General features: G+C 57.3%; 16 protein-coding genes. 8 read left to right on the forward strand and 8 right to left on the reverse strand.

Features of this window, described 5'->3' with window-relative positions:
* Window positions 1-5 precede the first annotated feature (5 nt).
* The 5 genes from J0F90_RS08625 (at window position 6) to rmf (ending at window position 5,931) form a co-directional block, all read left to right on the forward strand.
* On the forward strand, window positions 6-1,910 hold the full coding sequence (locus tag J0F90_RS08625) for an ABC transporter ATP-binding protein (RefSeq protein ID WP_033640799.1): 1,905 nt from the start codon (window positions 6-8) through the stop codon (window positions 1,908-1,910).
* 76 nt (window positions 1,911-1,986) lie between these two features.
* Complete coding sequence (pqiA, locus tag J0F90_RS08630) at window positions 1,987-3,300, forward strand: membrane integrity-associated transporter subunit PqiA (RefSeq protein WP_373978911.1); 1,314 nt, start codon at window positions 1,987-1,989, stop codon at window positions 3,298-3,300.
* Window positions 3,287-4,933 carry an intermembrane transport protein PqiB gene (pqiB, locus tag J0F90_RS08635; RefSeq protein WP_033640798.1) on the forward strand — a complete coding sequence of 549 codons (1,647 nt, stop codon included), beginning with the start codon at window positions 3,287-3,289 and terminating at the stop codon, window positions 4,931-4,933. Before pqiA ends, pqiB begins: the two co-directional genes overlap by 14 nt.
* Complete coding sequence (gene pqiC / locus J0F90_RS08640; RefSeq protein WP_016928294.1) at window positions 4,930-5,490, forward strand: membrane integrity-associated transporter subunit PqiC; 561 nt, start codon at window positions 4,930-4,932, stop codon at window positions 5,488-5,490. Before pqiB ends, pqiC begins: the two co-directional genes overlap by 4 nt.
* Window positions 5,491-5,760: 270 nt before the next feature.
* Complete coding sequence (rmf, locus tag J0F90_RS08645; RefSeq protein WP_004928150.1) at window positions 5,761-5,931, forward strand: ribosome modulation factor; 171 nt, start codon at window positions 5,761-5,763, stop codon at window positions 5,929-5,931.
* Between the two features lie 63 nt (window positions 5,932-5,994).
* Here the strand turns inward: rmf and fabF are convergent, their stop codons facing one another.
* The 4 genes from fabF to J0F90_RS08665 all read right to left on the reverse strand — a co-directional run bounded on the left by fabF (window position 5,995) and on the right by J0F90_RS08665 (window position 10,448).
* Window positions 5,995-7,272, reverse strand: a complete 1,278-nt coding sequence (gene fabF / locus J0F90_RS08650; RefSeq protein WP_016928293.1) for a beta-ketoacyl-ACP synthase II — start codon at window positions 7,270-7,272, stop codon at window positions 5,995-5,997.
* Complete coding sequence (locus J0F90_RS08655; protein ID WP_028127999.1) at window positions 7,269-7,796, reverse strand: winged helix-turn-helix transcriptional regulator; 528 nt, start codon at window positions 7,794-7,796, stop codon at window positions 7,269-7,271. The genes fabF and J0F90_RS08655 overlap by 4 nt, the downstream gene beginning before the upstream one ends.
* Before the next feature lie 316 nt (window positions 7,797-8,112).
* The gene (gene fabA / locus J0F90_RS08660; protein WP_004928144.1) at window positions 8,113-8,631 is read right to left on the reverse strand and encodes a bifunctional 3-hydroxydecanoyl-ACP dehydratase/trans-2-decenoyl-ACP isomerase; all 519 of its coding nucleotides are present in this window, start codon (window positions 8,629-8,631) and stop codon (window positions 8,113-8,115) included.
* Between the two features lie 68 nt (window positions 8,632-8,699).
* Window positions 8,700-10,448, reverse strand: a complete 1,749-nt coding sequence (locus J0F90_RS08665) for an AAA family ATPase (RefSeq protein WP_033640797.1) — start codon at window positions 10,446-10,448, stop codon at window positions 8,700-8,702.
* Window positions 10,449-10,658: 210 nt separating this feature from the next.
* Between J0F90_RS08665 and matP the strand changes: the two genes are divergently transcribed.
* Entirely contained in the window at window positions 10,659-11,117 is a 459-nt protein-coding gene (matP, locus tag J0F90_RS08670; RefSeq protein WP_033640796.1) for a macrodomain Ter protein MatP, read from the forward strand.
* Window positions 11,118-11,219: 102 nt separating this feature from the next.
* On the opposite strand, the gene ompA is transcribed toward matP, so the two are convergent.
* Window positions 11,220-12,299: a porin OmpA gene (gene ompA, locus J0F90_RS08675; protein ID WP_015377358.1), complete on the reverse strand. Its 1,080-nt coding sequence runs from the start codon at window positions 12,297-12,299 to the stop codon at window positions 11,220-11,222.
* Between the two features lie 356 nt (window positions 12,300-12,655).
* Window positions 12,656-13,162, reverse strand: coding sequence for an SOS-induced cell division inhibitor SulA (gene sulA, locus J0F90_RS08680; protein ID WP_015377359.1), 507 nt, complete (start codon window positions 13,160-13,162; stop codon window positions 12,656-12,658).
* Between the two features lie 229 nt (window positions 13,163-13,391).
* Between sulA and J0F90_RS08685 the strand changes: the two genes are divergently transcribed.
* Window positions 13,392-14,048: a TfoX/Sxy family DNA transformation protein gene (locus tag J0F90_RS08685; protein WP_028128001.1), complete on the forward strand. Its 657-nt coding sequence runs from the start codon at window positions 13,392-13,394 to the stop codon at window positions 14,046-14,048.
* 4 nt (window positions 14,049-14,052) lie between these two features.
* Here the strand turns inward: J0F90_RS08685 and yccS are convergent, their stop codons facing one another.
* Together yccS and J0F90_RS08695 are read right to left on the reverse strand one after the other, a co-directional pair.
* Complete coding sequence (yccS, locus tag J0F90_RS08690; protein WP_033640795.1) at window positions 14,053-16,188, reverse strand: YccS family putative transporter; 2,136 nt, start codon at window positions 16,186-16,188, stop codon at window positions 14,053-14,055.
* Between the two features lie 26 nt (window positions 16,189-16,214).
* Window positions 16,215-16,667 (reverse strand): YccF domain-containing protein, encoded by a 453-nt coding sequence (locus J0F90_RS08695; protein ID WP_004928120.1) that lies wholly within the window; start codon window positions 16,665-16,667, stop codon window positions 16,215-16,217.
* Between the two features lie 166 nt (window positions 16,668-16,833).
* Between J0F90_RS08695 and helD the strand changes: the two genes are divergently transcribed.
* The gene (gene helD / locus J0F90_RS08700; protein WP_033640794.1) at window positions 16,834-18,888 is read left to right on the forward strand and encodes a DNA helicase IV; all 2,055 of its coding nucleotides are present in this window, start codon (window positions 16,834-16,836) and stop codon (window positions 18,886-18,888) included.
* The last annotated feature ends 9 nt before the right edge of the window (window positions 18,889-18,897 follow it).

An 18,897-nucleotide genomic window follows, 5' to 3' on the forward strand; every position in this document is an offset into this window, starting at 1 on the left:
TTACTATGTCGTTAATCAGCATGTCCGGCGCCTGGCTCTCTTTCAGCGATGCGCCATTGTTAGACAACACCGAAATTCATATCGAAGACAACGAGCGCGTGTGTCTGGTCGGGCGCAACGGCGCCGGCAAATCCACGCTGCTGAAGATCCTCGGCAAAGAGATCCCGCTGGACGACGGCCGGGTGATCTACGAACAGGATCTGATCGTGGCGCGTCTGCAACAGGATCCGCCGCGCAATATCGGCGGCAGCGTGTTCGACTTTGTAGCGGAAGGCGTCGCGGAGCAGGCGGAACACCTGAAGGCGTATCATGCGATTTCCCACCTGGTGGAGAGCGATCCGAGCGAGAAAAATCTGGCGCGCATGGCGCAAATCATGGAGATCCTCGATCACCAGGGGCTGTGGCAGCTCGACAGCCGCATCAGCGAAGTGCTGATGCAGCTGGGGCTGAACGGCGACGCAGAACTTTCCTCGCTGTCCGGCGGCTGGCTGCGTAAAGCGGCGCTGGGCCGCGCGCTGGTGAGCTCGCCGCGCGTGCTGCTGCTCGACGAACCGACCAACCACCTGGATATCGAAACTATCGACTGGCTGGAAGGTTTCCTGAAAGAGTTCGACGGCAGCATCGTCTTCATCTCGCACGACCGTTCGTTTATCCGCAACATGGCGACGCGCATCGTCGATCTGGATCGCGGCAAGCTGGTTTCCTGGCCGGGCAACTACGATCTGTATCTGCAGAGCAAAGAAGAAGCGCTGCGGGTGGAAGAGCTGCAAAACGCCGAGTTCGACCGCAAGCTGGCGCAGGAAGAGGTCTGGATCCGTCAGGGCATAAAGGCGCGCCGCACCCGCAATGAGGGCCGCGTGCGCGCGCTGAAGGCGCTGCGCGTCGAGCGCTCGCAGCGCCGCGAAGTGATGGGCACCGCCAAGATGCAAGTGGAAGAGGCGACCCGCTCCGGCAAAATCGTATTCGAGCTGGAAGACGTCAATTATCAGGTTGGCGAAAAAGTGCTGGTGCGCGGTTTCTCCGCCCAGGTGCAGCGCGGCGACAAGATTGCGCTGGTGGGGCCGAACGGCTGCGGCAAAACCACGCTGCTGAAACTGATGCTCGGTCAGCTGAAAGCCGACAGCGGCCGTGTGCACTGCGGCACCAAGCTGGAAGTGGCCTATTTCGACCAGCATCGCGCCGATCTCGATCCGGAACGCACGGTGATGGACAATCTGGCGGAAGGCAAGCAGGAAGTGATGGTCAACGGCCGTCCTCGCCACGTATTGGGCTATCTGCAGGACTTCCTGTTCCACCCGAAACGCGCGATGACGCCGGTGAAGGCGCTGTCGGGCGGTGAGCGTAACCGCCTGCTGTTGGCTAAGCTGTTTCTTAAACCGAGCAATCTGCTGATCCTCGATGAACCAACCAACGATCTCGACGTCGAAACGCTGGAGTTGCTGGAAGAGCTGATCGACGGCTATCAGGGCACCGTACTGCTGGTCAGCCACGATCGTCAGTTCGTCGACAACTCGGTGACCGAGTGCTGGATCTTCGAAGGCAACGGCGTGATCAATGCCTTCGTCGGCGGTTACTACGATGCGCATCACCAGCGCGCGACGGCGAAACCGATTCGTCAGGCGGCGCCGAGCGCGAGCAAACCGGCGGCGGAGAAAAAGGCCGAACAGCCGAAGAAAACGGCGGCCAAGCTGAGTTACAACCTGCTGCGTGAGCTGGAACAGTTGCCGCAGCGGCTCGAACAGCTGGAAGCGGAAATCGAAGCGCTGCAGGCGCAGATGAGTGACGCGGATTTCTTCACGCGGCCGCACAGCGAAACGCAAGAAGTGCTGACGGCGCTGGCTGATGCCGAGCAAGCGCTGGAACAGGCTTTCGCCCGTTGGGAAGAGCTGGAAGCGATGAAAAACGGCTGACCGTTGCGATGCCGCCCGCGCGCTGCTGCGGGCGGCATCGACGTGCCGGTGAGCAACGTTATTTAGGAGGAATATGGTGTGTTCCCACAACAATCATCAGCAGCATAGTCATTCCGCACCCTCGGCGGCGCAACAGGATAACCTGATGCTGTGTCCGCAGTGCGACATGCTGGTGGCGCTGCCGCCGCTGGCCTATGGCAGCAAAGCGGTATGCCCGCGCTGCAAAACCACGCTCAGCGCCCGCTGGGACGAGCCGCGCAAGCGGCCGATCGGTTACGCGCTCAGCGCCTTGTTCATGCTGGTGCTGGCCAACATTTTCCCGTTTATCAACATGCGCGTCGCCGGCCTCGGCAACGAAATCCGGCTGATCCAAATCCCGGAAGTCATGGTGGCGGAAGACTACGCCAGCATGGCCACCTTGTTTATGGTGTTCGTGCAGCTGATCCCGGCGTTTTGCATGGTGGCGATCATCCTGCTGTGCGCCAGAGTGCATTTGCCGCTGGGCCTCAAAGAATGGATGGCCCGGGTGCTGTTCCAGTTCAAGACCTGGTGCATGGTGGAGATTTTCCTCGCCGGGGTGCTGGTCAGCTTCGTCAAGCTGATGGCCTACGGCGATATCGGCATCGGCAGCAGCTTCGTGCCTTACTGCCTGTTCTGCCTGCTGCAGGTGCGCGCCTTCCAGTGCGTGGATCGGCGCTGGTTGTGGCAGGATATCGAACCGGCGCCGCGACTTAATCGCCCGCTGACGGTGGGGCGCACCGGCATGCGCCAGGGCGTGCGCTCTTGCGCGTGCTGCACGGCGATCTTGCCGGCCGATCAGGTGCGCTGTCCGCGCTGCCACACCAAGGGCTACGTGCGGCGTCGTCACAGCCTGCAGTGGACGCTGGCGCTGCTGGTGACCTCTGTCATGCTGTATATTCCGGCCAACCTGATGCCGATCATGGTGACCGAGGCGTTGGGCAACAAGATGAACTCCACCATCATGGCGGGGGTGATCCTGCTGTGGGGGGACGGCTCTTATCCGGTGGCGATGGTGATTTTCATCGCCAGTATCATGGTGCCGTCGCTGAAAATGTTGGCGATCGGCTGGCTGTGCTGGGATGCGAACGGCAGGAAGAAACCGCGCGCCGACAGCGAGCGTATGCATCTGATTTATGAAGTGGTCGAATTCGTTGGCCGTTGGTCAATGATCGACGTGTTTGTGATCGCCGTGTTGTCGGCGCTGGTGCGAATGGGGCAGTTGATGAGCATTTATCCCGCGACGGGCGCCGTGCTGTTCGCGCTGGTGGTGATCCTCACCATGTTCGCCGCCATGACATTTGATCCCCGGCTGACCTGGGATCGCGCAAGTGAAACAATCAACAAGGAGCCGCAAGGTGACGGAAAATAATCATAGCGTCGCGGACGTCGAGAAGATCAAACGCTGGTCGCCGGTGTGGATCATTCCCATCGTGACCGCGCTGATCGGCGCCTGGATCCTGTTTTACCACTTCAGCCATCAGGGGCCGGTGGTGACGCTGGTGACCTCGACGGCGGAAGGGCTGGAAGCGGGTAAAACCAAAATCAAAAGCCGCAGCGTTGACGTCGGCGTGGTGGAAACCGTCACGTTGAGCGATGACCTGAGCAAGGTGATGGTGCAGGCTCGCCTCAATTCCGGCATGGAAAAATTGCTGCGCCAGGATTCCGCTTTCTGGGTGGTGAAGCCGCAGATCGGCCGTGAAGGCGTCTCCGGGCTGGGCACGTTGCTCTCCGGCGCCTATATCGAACTGCAGCCGGGCAACAAAGGCAAAGACGGCAAAGACAACTATCAGCTGCTCGATGCGCCGCCGCTGGCCTCCCCGGATGCCAAAGGGTTGCGCATCGTGCTGGACAGCGAGAAGTCAGGCCAGCTCAACGCCGGCGATCCGGTGCTGTTCCGCGGTTATCGCGTCGGGTCGGTGGAAACCAGCTACTTCGATCCTAAAGAACGCTCTATGCGCTATCAGCTGTTCATCACCGCGCCTTACGATCAGTTGGTCACCACCAACGTGCGTTTCTGGAAAGACAGCGGCGTGGCGTTTGACATGTCGGCGCAGGGCATGCGGGTGGAGATGGGCTCGTTGACCACGCTGTTCAGCGGCGGGGTCAGTTTTGACGTGCCGGACGGCTGGGATCGTGGCGAACAGGCGAAAGAGAAGGCGGAGTACCAGCTGTTCGACAACCAGCGCAGCACGCAGGATTCACTGTATACCGTGCATAAGGATTACCTGCTGTTCTTCTCCGACTCGGTACGCGGCCTGCAGCCGGGCGCGCCGGTCGAGTTCCGCGGCATCCGTCTGGGTACGGTGGCGCAGGTGCCGTTCTATAAAGACGGCATGGCGCAGCGTCTGGATAACGATTACCGCATTCCGGTGCTGATCCGCATCGAGCCGGATCGCTTCCAGAAACAGCTGGGCGGCAACTTCGATATTGAAGGGCACCTGAAAGATGCGGAGTCTCGCGGCATGCGCGCCTCGATGAAGTCCGCCAATCTGCTGACCGGTTCGCTGTACATCGATCTTGACTTCTATCCGCAGGAAAAACCGTGGAAAGGGCCGCGCGAGCTGTTCGGTTATCCGCTGATGCCGACCACCAGCGGCGGTCTGGCGCAGATCCAGCAGAAACTGATGCAGACGTTGGATAAGATTAATTCGATGCCGATCAATCCGATGATCAACGAAGCGACCAAGACGCTGGCAGAAAGTCAGAAAACCATGAAGTCGACGCAGCAGACCATGAAGTCGCTGAACGACATCATCGCCAGCAAAGAGATGCAGGCGCTGCCGCAGGACATGCAGAAAACGCTGCTGGAGCTGAACCGCAGCATGAAAGGGCTCCAGCCTGGTTCACCGGCTTACAACAAGATGGTGGGCGACATGCAGCGCCTCGATCAGGTATTGCGTGAGCTGCAACCGGTGCTGCGCACCCTGAATGAGAAGAGCAACGCGCTGGTGTTTGAAGCCGCCGGCAGCACTGACCCTCAGCCGAAGAAGGCCACGAAATGATGAAATGGATCCCGGTAGCCCTGGCGCTGTTACTCAGCGCCTGCAGCAGTTCGCCACAGAAGACTTACTATCAGTTGCCGGCGCTGGGTGCGCCTGCTGCAGCCAGCAGCAGCGGCGCTTCCACGCGCCAGCTGTGGCTGGAACACGTGAGCGTGGCGGATTATCTGGCGCAGAACGGCGTGGTGTATCAGACCAACGACGTACAGTATGTGATAGCCCAGAACAACCTGTGGGCCAGCCCGCTCGACCAGCAGCTGCAGCAAACGCTGGTCACCAACCTGAGCAGCGCGCTGCCGGGCTGGGTGGTCTCTTCGCAGCCGATGAGCAGCGATCAGGATGTACTGAACGTGACCATCAGCGGCTTCCACGGCCGTTTTGACGGCAAGGCGATCATTCGCGGCGAGTGGGTGCTGAATCGCCAGGGGCGCTTGATCAAACGGCCTTTCAGCCTGGAATTGAAACAGGGTGAAGACGGCTATGATGCCCTGGTGCGCACCCTGGCGCAGGGATGGCAGCAGGAAGCTCAGGCTATCGCAGCACAGATGGGCGGCATTTAGTCATAATTTGGTCTAAAATCGTCTAATCCCTGTCGGCGTGAAAATCCGTTTTTTCTCGTTGGCAGGGATTTATATTTTATTTCAAACAGTTAAACCCTTTCCCGGCAGATCAGCCACTTAGCATTTTCCTCGGGCGTAGCTCACAAATATGACATTGGCGTGAATTTTGCGCATTGATCTTCTCTTCTTTTAGCGCTATTGATTACTCGTGGCTGCGCAAAAAGCAGCCATTGTTTTCTTTCCACCAGACCAAAATGAGGGAAACGAGGCATGAAGAGACAGAAACGCGATCGTCTGGAAAGGGCGCATTCGAGAGGGTATCAGGCAGGTATTTTAGGGCGTTCCAGGGAACATTGTCCCTACCAATCATCGGTGGACGCCCGGTCTCAATGGCTGGGAGGTTGGCGAGAAGCCATGGAAGACAGGGCTGTGACCGCTTAAGCGGCTCCCTGTCAAATAAAAGGAATAACCTCCGCCCTTGGCGGAGGTTTTTGTTTGTGCCGTTTATTCGTCCTGCCAGCGTTTCAGTAGAATACTCGCATTCACGCCGCCAAAGCCGAAGCCGTTCGATAAGGCGTAGGTTATGCTCATCGATTCAGCCCGTTTCGCGACCAGGTGCAAACCTGCCGCCGCCGGATCGGGATTGTCCAGATTCAGCGTCGCCGGGGCGATCTGGTCGCGCAGAGCCAAGGCGGTAAAGATGGTTTCCAGCCCGCCGGCGGCGCCGAGCAGGTGCCCGGTGGCGGATTTTGTCGAGGTTACCGCGACGCTCCCTGTCGTGCCAAACAGGTGTTTGATGGCATTGATTTCACCCAGATCGCCCACGGGCGTTGAGGTCGCGTGCGCGTTTAAATGCTGAACCTCTTCTGGGGCGACGTTCGCCTGCTTCAACGCGGTTTTCATCGCCCGATAAGCACCGTTGCCGTCTTCGGCACCGGAGGTCATGTGGTAGGCGTCGGCGCTGGTGCCATAACCGACGATTTCCGCGAGCGGTGTGGCGCCGCGCGCCCGCGCGTGTTCCAGCGTTTCAATCACCAGCATGCCGGCGCCTTCCCCCATGACAAATCCGTCTCGCGCGCTGTCAAAAGGCCGAGAAGCCTGCCTTGCCAACTCGGCCGGTGCGGTGGACATAGCGCGCGCGGCGGCGAATCCGCCCAGGCTGACGGTGTCGATAGCGGCTTCGGTACCGCCGCACAGCGCGATATCGGCCTCATCATTGCGGATCAGACGCACGGCGTCGCCAATGGCTTGCACGCCGGCCGCACAGGCGGTGACCGGTGCGCCAATCGGGCCTTTGAAGTGATGCTTGATGGAAACATGGCCGGCCGCCAGATTGACCAGGAAAGAGGGGATGGTGAAGGGCGACAGGCGCTTGGCGCCGCGGTTGTCGGTGGTGCGTACCGCCTGGGCAATCGCCGGAAAGCCGCCAATGCCCGAGGCGATGACGGTGGCGGTGCGCTCTTGTTTTTCCTCCGTATCGGCTATCCAGCCGGCCTGACGAACGGCTTCATCCGCCGCCGCCATGGCAAACAGGATAAAGCGATCCATTTTCTTTTGGTCTTTGGGGGCGACGGAAGCGTCGGGGTTGAAGCCCGCTTCAGCATCCTGCGCCAGCGCCGGAACCTGACCTCCGACCTTGATCGGTAAATCTGCAACGATCTCGTCAGGTAAAGCCCGAATGCCGGACTCTCCTTTTAACAAACGTTGCCAGATGGTCTCCACGCCGCACCCTAACGGTGAAACGGCACCCATGCCGGTAATAACGATACGACGATTGCTCATGACGACTCCTTGGTAAGTTCGGATAAATCGGCGAGGCGCCGTTGCCGCATCAGTGCGGCGCGTTGATGTATGCCTTCATTTGCCGCAGGCCCTGGCGCCAGCGTAATAAACTGCGGCGGCACCGGTTGTTGGCTATCGATATTGACCAACTGGACCTGGATCGGCCGATCGGTGCGGCTGTCGACTAACAAGGCGCTAATGTCACCGTCGATCAAATGGCGATTGCCCCATTCTGAGAGAGCTGCCAGCACGGGGAGAAAATCGTTGCCGCGTTCGGTGAGCAGATACTGATAGCGGACCGGCCGCGTTTGATAACGTTGCTTATGCAGAATGCCGTGGGCCACCAAATCCTTCAGGCGTCGGGCCAGGAGAGTCGGTGACATCCCCAGGCTTTGTTGGAATTCGTCGAATTTGGACAACCCCTGAAAGGCATCACGCAGGATCAGGATGCTCCACCATTCTCCGACACGATCTAATGAACGTGCGACGGGGCAAGGTGCATCGCTAAAGCGGGTTTTTTGCATATCGGCCCTTTGTCGGTACATTTATTGTAGTTACGTGGATGGTTATACTAGGTGATTTTAAGGGGCAAGAAAATAACCGGACGCAAAAACCGCTATCGTGTCGATAGCTGGCTGTGGGGAGGGGGCGCTCAACCGGCCTGTGGCTTTGTCCGTTTCGGTAGAGACATGCGGGATAAACCGGTTCGGTAGCGGGCGATTAAAGGAGGTGGGTAGTCTTTAAACGGTAAGAGAAAGAAATGCCATCACGCTGGGCGTGATGGCATGCATGCGAAGAGCATTAGCAAAGAAGACGATGGCCGCCCTCTTGTCTGCGTGATTAGAACGCTGTGGTATCCTTGAACAGACCCACTTTCAGATCGGTGGCGGTATAGATCACTTCACCGTCAACCAGCACTTCGCCATCGGCGACGCCCATGATCAGCTTACGGGTGATGACGCGTTTGAAGTTAATACGGTAGGTCACTTTTTTCGCGGTTGGCAGCACCTGGCCGGTAAACTTGACTTCACCAACGCCCAGCGCGCGGCCTTTGCCTTCGCCACCCAGCCAACCGAGGTAGAAACCGACCAACTGCCACATTGCATCCAGGCCCAGACAGCCTGGCATGACCGGATCGCCGATAAAGTGGCAACCGAAGAACCATAGGTCCGGATTAATATCCAGCTCCGCTTCCACATAACCTTTGTTGTGAGTCCCGCCGTCTTCGGTCATCTTGACCACGCGGTCCATCATCAACATGTTACCTGCCGGCAACGGTGGGCCACCGGCGCCGAACAGCTCGCCACGGCCGGATGCTTCGAGGTCTTCTTTCGTATAGGAATCGCGTTTATCTACCATGTTCTCAGTAAGCCTTATTTTAATGAAGGACGCAGGTTAGCTAACACGTGTACGCTGAACAAGTCCGATCAGCCGTGGTTGAACCAGTTGAGCCAGCGCAGCGGCCACGGACGACGGCGTTCCTGCAGGCTCACCTGCGCAATCCGTTCCTGAATGGCCGCCAACAAATTCGGCTGTTGTTCGTCAGAGTAGAGGCAACCTGTGAGCAAAGGCAAGGCTTCCGCCGCGCTCTCTACCGCCCACAGATGGAATTGCCCTTCGCGTACCGCGTCGACGATATCCTGGCGCAGGCACAGGTGGCGCACGTTGGTCGCGGGCAATACGACGCCCTGTTTGCCCGTCAGACCGCGGCGTACACAAACCTCGAAGAAACCTTCGATCTTTTCGTTAACGCCACCTATCGGCTGTACGTTGCCGAATTGGTCGACGGAGCCGGTGACGGCGATCTGCTGGGTGATCGGTTGCTGTGACAGGGCGCTGATCAATGCGCACAGCTCAGCCAGCGAGGCGCTGTCACCGTCCACTTCACCATAAGATTGCTCAAAGACGATGGAAGCGGAGAAGGGCAGTTGCTGATCAAGATCCAGTTCGGCGATCAGGAACGCCTGCATGATCATCATGCCTTTAGCATGCAGGTTGCCGCCCAGTTCAGCTTTGCGCTCGACGTCGGTGAACTCGCCGTCGCCGAGATGCACAACGCAACTGATGCGCGACGGTTCGCCAAAGCTGCGTGGATGACCGGGATAATCCAGGACTGACAGACCGTTGATCTGTCCGACCACTTCACCCTCGGTCTCAATCAGGATCTGACCCAACTCAATCTCATCCTGCATACGCTCGGCCAGATAGCTTTCACGCCATTCTCGGGCATTTAACGCCGCCTCGAACGCTTTGGCCGTAATGCGATCTTCTTCGGCATACAGTGCGGCTTCGGATAGCTGCTGGCCAATCCAAACCGGCGAGAGTGGCAGTATGCCCTGATCGCCACTGTAACGCACAGCCTGGACGATCAGCGGCGGCCAGGCGTCGGTCGCCAGCATCGGCAACTGCTGGTCGGCAATCACGCCGTTGACGTAACCGCACCACTGCGCCATATCATCAACTTCAGTCAGCTGCAGATCGTCTTCGAATTCACCGTAGATCGCTTGTTCGCTCAGTTCCGGCTCGATATCGTGAAAATCGGCCAGGCCGTGACGGTCGCCGACTACAATCAGCCGCAGATCCAGCGGCATCGGTGGAATGGCTACCGGCAGCGGGCGGGTTTCGTCTGGCGATACCCAGTGGAACTGACGCTGGCCGATCATCTGTTTCAGCCGCAGCCACAGCAACGGCTGAGCAAGCAGCGCCCGCGCCGACAGAATCAGAATGCCGCCGTTGGCCTGGTGCACCAGACCCGGTTGCAGGGTAATGTCGCCATTGTGGATCCGTACGCAGCCAAACAGCTGTTCCGGCTCAATCCACTCCTGGAACAGACAAGCGCCGCCGGCGGCAAAAGGTTCATCGCCACGGCTGGCAGGCTCGACGCTGACCTTGCCATCCTGAATGACATAGTGGCTGCCGCGGCATGCCGTATTTTTCGGCAGCAGTGGTTTGACGGCGTGAGCGATCAGTTCCAGATACTCACGCGTTTCTTGCGCTTTCAACAGCATGAAACGCGGTGGCGATTGGGGGTGGCAAAATAGCGTCAGGGCATTTTCCAGCCGAGGCTGAATGGCGGAAAAGGGCACGGGTGCCAACTGAGCGGCGGTATCAAATATCGCCTGATAAGGCGTTACGTCCGGCAATAAAGATTGCCATTCAAGTCGGTTATTGGTCAAAGTGTTAGATGCAATCGTTAAAAAGGGAAAGGGCGATTATACAAGAATAACGGCGGCTTGATACATGCGGAGTGCCAGTTGGCATCAGGGAGTTTGACATCGCGCGGTGACTGTGCAAAAAACAGTCTAAAAGACGGTTTAATTGCCGGGGAAATTCGGCGCAAAGCTGTTATGCTTATTTGAAGTTACGCGGTCACTGAAGAGCTCAAGATGAAATATCAGCAACTGGAAAATCTGGAGAGCGGTTGGAAATGGAAGTACCTGGTGAAGAAGCACCGGGAAGGGGAACTCATTACCCGCTACATTGAAAACAGCGCTGCTCAGGAGGCGGTTAACGAGCTGCTGAAGCTGGAAAATGAGCCGGTCAAGGTACTTGCATGGATTGCCGCTCATATGAATCCGGAACTGGATAACCGGATGAAACAAACGATCCGCGCCCGCCGCAAACGTCATTTTAACGCAGAACATCAGCATACGCGTAAAAAATCTATCGATCTGGAGTTTTTGGTTTGGCAACGATTGGCTGCCCTGGCGCGCCGCCGTGGCGTTACGCTGTCGGAAACCGTTGTGCAGCTTATCGAAGACGCTGAACGCAAAGAAAAGTATGCGAACCAGATGTCGTCGTTGAAAGAAGACTTGAAGGCGATTCTGGGCAAAGATTCCAAGTAAGCGCGTGAGAACGCCTCTATGGCGCCAGGCATTGAATGTTCTGGCAACAAGAGGACGAAAAAAAACCCCGCATTGGCGGGGTTTTTTATTAGGCGAGTAAACTTAGCCCTGAGGCTGAGTTACAACGTCTTTGATACCTTTAACTTCGATCTCTACGCGACGATCTGGTGCCAGGCAAGCGATCTGAGCTTTGGTAGCGCGGCCAGATTTGTAGCCACAGGTGTTGCCTGTAACTGCATCTGCTTCACCCATACCACGTGCAGAGATTTTGTCTGACGGGATGCCTTTGGAGACCAGGTAGTCAACAACGCTCTGTGCGCGTTGTTCAGACAGTTTCTGGTTGTACTGGTCAGAACCAACGGCGTCGGTGTAACCCAGAACAACTACGGAGCCGTCTTTAGGATCCATGGAGCTCAGCTGGGTGTACAGCTGATCCAGAGCCTGCTGGCCTTCTGCTTTCAGAGTAGATTTGTTGAAGTTGAACAGCACGTCAGACTTCAGAGTGAAACGCTTGGTTTCAACAACTGGAGCTGGAGCCGGAGCTGGTGCTGGAGCAACTACGTCATCCTGACCGAAGCGGTAAGAAACGCCCAGGCTCAGCATGGTGTTGTCTGGACGTGCGCCAACGGTACCTGCGTCACCGATGTTGCTTACGAACTGGTAATCCAGACGGGTAGCCCAGTTTTTGGTCAGTGCGTATTCAACACCAACAGCAGCCAGCGGAGAAACGCCGGTGTCGTGGTCGCTCAGACGCTGACCAGTACGGCCGTAGTTAGCTTTGGAGTCTGCACGCCATACCATACCACCCAGACGAGTGTAGATGTCCAGATCGTCAGCAATTGGGTAGCTCAGTTTAGCGGCCAGTTGAACGCCCTGCGCTTTGAAAGCACCGTTGTTCACGCTGCCTTTGTAAGGCATGCGGCCGAGCCAGTCATAGCCCAGCTCGAAGCCCAGGTATTGGTTTGCCTGGTAGCCCAGGAACGCGCCGGCACCCAGCTGATCTTTATGGGTTGGGCCGTTGCCGATACCGTTCTGGTAACCGTTGCCGTAGAAACCAGTGTCATGGTACTGGGACCAGCCCAGTTTAGCACCGGTGTACCAGGTGTTATCTTTTGGAGCGGCTTGCGCTACGGTAGCGAAACCTGCCAGTGCCACTGCTAATGCGATAGCTGTCTTTTTCATTTTGCGCCTCGTTATCATCCAAATAGGCAATGAGCTTTAAAGCTGTTTAAGCCCTTGGTTAAATTCCTTCGCCAAGGTTTAAGCCCTCGTTTGTTACTCGCCAGTTTTTCTGACGTTATAGAGCAACCTTGGCGATGTAAAGTCTACAACGTGGCGCGAAAGTTACAAGTGTGATGTGATAAGGCTCTAAAAAAAAACGCGGAATCGTACATATTTGCTAACATTCTCAGCCTAAAAAAACGGCGATTCATCGCGCGTTTTTGCCTGCCAAACCGCAGCCGGACTAGCTTTTTGCCTTCCCCCGCAAAGGTTCCGCTTAGGGGGTGCGAAAATGATGGGAAAAATCCTAAATTTACTTAATGATACAAAGAAGAGTGAATTTTTAGGGTGGAACAATGTCCGTGAGTCGGGCTAATGTCACGTTGAGGGCGCATGATAAACCCATAGGCATTACCCAATTCTGCCGCACGTCTTAATTTTAGACGATCCTCCTCCGTTAGCTCGGGCAACCAGCCGAGAACCACGCTGTAATTTCCCGTTTGCAGCGCTTTTTCCATCGCCTCAACCGTATTCACCGGGCTGATTTGGCTCAATTGCACCATTTTATCGACAGGCAGGCCGGATTGCTGCAGCCATTGCTTGCTTAATTTTTGCTGCGGCGTCAGCCACAGAAGCCAGCGAGACTGCTTGCCCAATTGCAGCAGCAGGGGCAACAGTAATTGAGCCACTGCGGGCTGGCGCTCGTTGTAAACAAGTTCACTGATCAAGCCATTCTCTTTGCCGATATCCGTGTTCTTCGCAACATTGCGCGTTGTATAAGAGCCATGGCCGAAATGAGGTTGGTAGAGTGATTGAGTACGCATAAAGTTCCCGCCCGTCGTGTTACTGTATGTTTATACAGTATCCCTGATTTAGGATAAGATCAACCCAAATTTTCGTAGCGGCTCGCATAATTGCGATCATTTTTTGTACCGACGATTTTTGTGATTGGCAGGCGGGCGGATAGTGCGTATTTTTCTAATTAGTTGTTCACGTTACTTTTTTCATTGATGAGAGAAATAATACGGCCAGAACCTAAAAAGGAGGAACGCTATGAAAAGGATGTCGACGAGAAGAATCGCGCAGGCTAAAAATTGCTTTGCGGCGCTGGGCGCCATCACCACACGATCACAGTTTGGCGGCTATGGGCTGCTGGCTGAAGGAGTAATGTTTGCGGTGGTAGCGGAAGGTGAATTGTACTTGCGGGCTACGGCGAGCATGGAACCGGCCTTTCGCGCCCGGGGCATGGTCAATATGGTCTATTCCAAGCGCGGTGTGCCCATCACCTTGCGCTATTACTGGGTTGACGAGTCGCTGTGGCGGGAACGCAACGAGCTGGTAGGGCTGGCCTGGCAGGCTATCAGGGAAGCGCGCCGAGAACAGCGGCTCAAGGCCGGCGATCACGGCAGATTGAAGGCATTGCCGAATATAGATGTCAACATGGAGCGCTTGCTATGGCGAGCGGGTATTCGCAATGCCTATGACCTGCGGCTGCATGGCGCTAAACGTAGCTATCTTCGCCTGCTGCAACAGCAGACCAATCTGGGTCTGCGCGTGCTGCTGTCGCTGGGCGGCGCGATAGCCGGTTATCATCAGGCGGCGTTGCCGACCGAATTGCGCAACGAACTGGTGCGCTGGTTCGATCATACGATGGCTATGCGTCGCCATGGCCATGAGCCAGTAGTTCAGGGCCCATCAAGCGGGCCCTGAATAATTAGGTTGCCTTATTGATTTGGGTATGGAGTGCGGTGAGTTCCGGCAGCAGCTCGAGCATTAGCCCCACCTGCTGCAAGACCAACTGTTCTTTGCTTTCAGGTTCTGGAACGGCTTTGCGAATACGCTCCGCCAGCTGTTCCAGCGCTTGCGCAATGCGCTGGCTGTTCCGTTCTTCCTGATGCAAGGCGCCGTCCACGTAACACACGGCATCATTGAGCAGATCGAGTGTGGCAGGGGTATTCAACCGCTCGCGGTGCGCCCCCAACGCCGAGATATAACTCAGGAGAGTATGGTTCAGGCAGAGCAGACGGAAGGCGGCTTCCTGCAACGCCTTGTCGGCCTTGGGATCGGCGGACATGTTGGAGATGACCGAAGCCAGTTCGGCATCGCTGTTGTGGGCATCTCGCCGCGCGATGCGGTAAGCGAGCCCGTTATCCTTACCCTGATGATATTGCACCAGAATGGCGTCCAGATAGCGACAGTTGGCATTCAGCGTTTTATCCACCACCGCCGGCAGTTGGCGGAACTTCCAGTCCGGCCAGATAAAGCTGACCGCCGCCCAGGCGATGGCGCAACCCAATAAGGTATCGTAAACGCGCGGGGCTGCTACTTCGAAACCTTCACCCAACAGGTTAAAGCACAGCAACACAAGCAGCGTGATGAACATCGTTGCATGGGCATACTGTACGGTGCGAAAAGCGAAGAACAAGACACCGGTGATGACGATCAACACCAGTTGTCCTTCCACTGAAGGCACGAAATAGAGGATTGGCAGGCCGATCAGGATACCGGCCAGGGTGCCGATGATGCGCAGCGCCAGGCGCCGGCGGGTCGCGTTGTAGTTCGGTTGGCAGACAAACAGGCTGGTCAACAGGATCCAGTAACCGTGCTGCATGCCGGTGAGCTGGATGAAGGCGTAACCCACGCACAGCACTGCCGACATGCGGATCGCATGGCGGAACAGGGCCGACTGCGGCGTCAAATGGCGGCTGATGCGCAGTCGGATGTCGCTCCAGCCGGTTAAGCGATCGTCGGCCAGGCTGTTCTCTTCCGCCTGCCCGCTGGCCAGCGTCTGCTCTGACTCGATATTGGCCAGCTGCGCATCGATCGCATGCAGGTTTTTCAGCAGGTGCGCCAGCGCTTTGGTTTGCTCTGAATTGCCCTGGGTTTCGGCTATGCGCGCCAAGGCCTCCTGAATGCGGCTGAAGGCTGGCTCAAAACGCGGGTTGTGCTGGTATTTTTGCCGCAGCAGGATCGATTGTGCCAACTGGCGGCAGGCGCGCGCCTGCATGCTCAGCAAACGCTGGAAGCGGAATAAAATATCGCTGTGACGGAATTGCCGGCTGAGCGCGTGGTACTGAACGTGGGAAGAGCTGGCGCGTTCGTGGATATCCTGCGCGACAAAATAGTAGTGCAAGGTGCGGCGGGTGCCGCGCTGGCCGCGATCGCCTTTCAGGCGCGTCAGCAGCGAGGCTTTGGTCTGGTTCAGCAACGCGACCAACGCGCTGTTGGCCATCGCGACATCCATCCATGGCAGGTCGGCGGCGCGTTCGGCGTCGGGATCGAACAGATTGGCCTTGGCATCCAGATAGTTGGCCAGTTGATCGTAACAGCGCGCCAAGTTCTCTTGCAGCGGCCGGATAGGGAACAGCAGGTGGCCCGCCAGCGTCAGCAGGTTATACCACAGCGCGCCGATCACCAGCAGCAGCGGTTGCTGATACCAGGCATCGTACATCGAGGTGCCGAGCATGGTGTAAACCGCGATCAGCAGTGCGCCGAAGGCGATGGTGGCGTAACGCTGCCCTAAGGCGCCCAGCAAGATAAAACCGCAGGTCGACGTGGTTAAGCCAAGGGCGAACAACCAGGGATAGGGGAACAGCAGCTCGATCGACGCGGAGGCAACAAAGAAGCACACCAGCGTGATCAGCAGGTTGCGTAACCTGCCGGCCAGGCGGTCGTCCAAATCGGTCAGTGCCGCTGCCACCACGCCCAGCGTCAGCGGGATAGTCAGCTTGGGAATGCCCAGCCACCAGGGAACGGCGGTGGTGCCGATCAGCGCAATAAGGATGCGCAGGTGATACAGCAGGTTGCTGTTGTAGGTATAACGACGAACTGCGGGTGCAAAAGAGCGCACGAAAAACTCCTCAAACGGAGAAAAAATTAACGCTGATGATAGTGGCGGCGAGCATTCTCAATACGCGCTTGCTGAGCCATTTCTACCGAGACGACGCGGCGCCCCACCGGCCACAGCGCGATGGCGGCTATTTTGAAATTGGCGATACCGACCGGAATGCCGATGATTGAAACGCATTGCACGATACCGGCGGCGATGTGTGACAGGCACAGCCACCAGCCGAACAGCACTAGCCAAATAATGTTGAGCAGCGAGCCGCCGGCGGAGAGCAGCGCATTGCTTTTTTCCGGATACAGTTCATCGACGTGTATCGCTTCGTTGCCGAACGGCACCAGCGACAGCTTGGTGATTTCCCAACAGGAGCGGGTAAGCGGCAGTGTGATGACCAGCAGCACGCTGAACACCGTAGCAATAAGCCAGCCTAGCGTGGTGAAGAAACCGCCCAACACAAAATTAAGAATATTCAGTACAGTACGCATAGACGTCATTCTGCTCTAATGATAGCCAAACCGCGATGCGGGCGTATTCACGATAAAAACGCAAAATCTATTCTACCCTTTTTTTAGCGCTAGAGTGCCACTGCTTATCGCAGGTAAACTGGCAGATATCCGTTATTTACTCTCAACATAGTCATGGCGCGACGATATGGAACTTAAAGCGACATCGCTGGGGAAACACCTGGCTCAGCACCCTTATAACCGCGTGCGGTTGCTGCACGCCGGCGTTGAGGTGAGCGGGGAAAAACATGAATACCTGATCCCCTTCAATCAACTGATTCAGGTCAGGTGCAAGCGCGGCATCGTCTGGGGCGAGCTGGAATTTGAATTGCCGGACGAAAAAGTGGTGCGGCTGCACGGCACCGAATGGCAGGAAACGCAGCGTTTTTATCACTATCTGCAGCAGGCGTGGCAGCAGTGGAGCGCCGAAATGAGTGAGGTCAGCGCCGGCGTGTTGCAACAGCAGGTGGCACAGATTCAGCGCATAGAGCAGCAAGATAAATGGTTCAAAAAGTCTGAGCTGGGCAAGCTGCAACAGCAAATCCGTGAGGCTTTCTCCGTGCTGCCGATGCCGGTAGCGCGCCTGGATGAATTCGATAACTGCCGGGCCGATTACCATCTGTGTCTGCAATGGCTGCAGCAGGGGCAACGCAGCGTTGAACAACGCAACCGGCAGTGGACCGATCGCATGCTGGAGCAACATCACGACTTCTTCCAGACCGTCGAAAGCTCACCGCTCAATGACTCCCAGAGCCGCGCGGTGGTCAATGGCGAGGATTCCGTGCTGGTGTTGGCCGGCGCCGGCAGTGGCAAAACGTCGGTGCTGGTGGCGCGCGCCGGCTGGCTGCTGCGCCGTCAGGAGGCGGAACCGGGGCAAATCTTGCTGTTGGCGTTCGGCCGTCAGGCTGCCGGCGAGATGAACGACCGCATCAAAGAACGTTTGGGCGATGTCGGCATTCAGGCCAAGACCTTCCATGCCTTGGCGCTGCAAATCATTCAGCAAGGCAGCCGCAAAGCGCCGGCCATCAGCCGGTTGGAAACCGATGCCAAAGCGCGCAAAGAGCTGCTGATTACCCATTGGCGCCAACAGTGCGCGGAGAAGAAAGCGCAGGCCAAGGGGTGGCGTCAATGGTTGACCGAAGAGCTGGAATGGGAAGTGCCGGAAGGCGACTTCTGGCAGGATAAGCGCCTGGCGGATCGCCTGGCAAGCCGGTTGGAACGCTGGTTGGGGCTGATGCGCATGCACGGCGGCAGCCAGGCGGAAATGATTGAGCAGGCGGATGAAGAAATCCGCGATCTGTTTTCAAAACGCATCCGGCTGATGGCGCCGCTGCTGAAAGCCTGGAAAAGCGCCTTGAAAGAGGAAGGGGCGGTGGACTTCTCCGGCCTGATCCATCAGGCAGTCAACATTCTCGACAAGGGGCGCTTCGTCAGTCCGTGGAAACATATTCTGGTCGACGAGTTTCAGGATATCTCACCGCAGCGTGCACTGTTGCTGGCGGCATTGCGCCGACAGAACAAGCAGACCTGCCTGTTTGCGGTGGGGGATGACTGGCAGGCGATTTATCGCTTCAGCGGCGCAGAATTGACGTTAACCACGGCCTTCGCCACGAACTTCGGCGAAGGCGCGCAGTGCGCGCTGGATACCACCTATCGCTTCAATGAACGTATCGGCGAGGTGGCCAACCGGTTTGTGCAGCAAAACCCGCACCAGCTGAAAAAACCGCTCAACAGCCTGAGCAAGGGCAATAAAAAGTCGGTGGCGATCCTGCCGCACGAACAACTGGAGCCCTTGCTGGATAAACTGAGCGGCTATGCCAAGCCGGATGAGCGCATCTTGGTGCTGGCGCGTTACCACCATCTGCAACCGGAAGCGCTGGCGAAAGCGGCCACCCGTTGGCCTAAACTGAATCTGGAGTTTATGACCATCCATGCCAGCAAGGGGCAGCAGGCGGAATACGTCATCATTGCCGGTTTGCATGAGGGGCGTGACGGCTTCCCCGCCGTGGCGCGCGAGTCGGTGTTGGAAGAGGTGCTACTGCCGCGGCCGGAGGATTTCCCGGATGCCGAAGAACGCCGTCTGCTGTATGTCGCGTTAACTCGAGCTAAACATCAGGTATGGCTGTTGCAGGATCGTGAACGCCCTTCGGTATTCGTTGAACACCTGCAGGATCTTGGCGTACCGGTGCAGAAAAAACCGTAAGCTCGGGCC

This window comes from Serratia marcescens subsp. marcescens ATCC 13880 (assembly GCF_017299535.1).
In the GTDB taxonomy this organism is placed as follows: Bacteria; Pseudomonadota; Gammaproteobacteria; order Enterobacterales; family Enterobacteriaceae; genus Serratia; species Serratia marcescens.

Coding starts and splice junctions, on each gene's coding strand:
- J0F90_RS08625 (WP_033640799.1), top strand. CDS start 6: ATGTCGTTAATCAGCATGTCCGGCGCCTGGCTCTCTTTCAGCGATGCG.
- J0F90_RS08655 (WP_028127999.1), bottom strand. CDS start 7,796: ATGCAAAAAACCCGCTTTAGCGATGCACCTTGCCCCGTCGCACGTTCA.
- J0F90_RS08695 (WP_004928120.1), bottom strand. CDS start 16,667: ATGCGTACTGTACTGAATATTCTTAATTTTGTGTTGGGCGGTTTCTTC.
- fabF (WP_016928293.1), bottom strand. CDS start 7,272: ATGAGCAATCGTCGTATCGTTATTACCGGCATGGGTGCCGTTTCACCG.
- pqiC (WP_016928294.1), top strand. CDS start 4,930: ATGATGAAATGGATCCCGGTAGCCCTGGCGCTGTTACTCAGCGCCTGC.
- matP (WP_033640796.1), top strand. CDS start 10,659: ATGAAATATCAGCAACTGGAAAATCTGGAGAGCGGTTGGAAATGGAAG.
- helD (WP_033640794.1), top strand. CDS start 16,834: ATGGAACTTAAAGCGACATCGCTGGGGAAACACCTGGCTCAGCACCCT.
- J0F90_RS08685 (WP_028128001.1), top strand. CDS start 13,392: ATGAAAAGGATGTCGACGAGAAGAATCGCGCAGGCTAAAAATTGCTTT.
- fabA (WP_004928144.1), bottom strand. CDS start 8,631: ATGGTAGATAAACGCGATTCCTATACGAAAGAAGACCTCGAAGCATCC.
- sulA (WP_015377359.1), bottom strand. CDS start 13,162: ATGCGTACTCAATCACTCTACCAACCTCATTTCGGCCATGGCTCTTAT.
- ompA (WP_015377358.1), bottom strand. CDS start 12,299: ATGAAAAAGACAGCTATCGCATTAGCAGTGGCACTGGCAGGTTTCGCT.
- rmf (WP_004928150.1), top strand. CDS start 5,761: ATGAAGAGACAGAAACGCGATCGTCTGGAAAGGGCGCATTCGAGAGGG.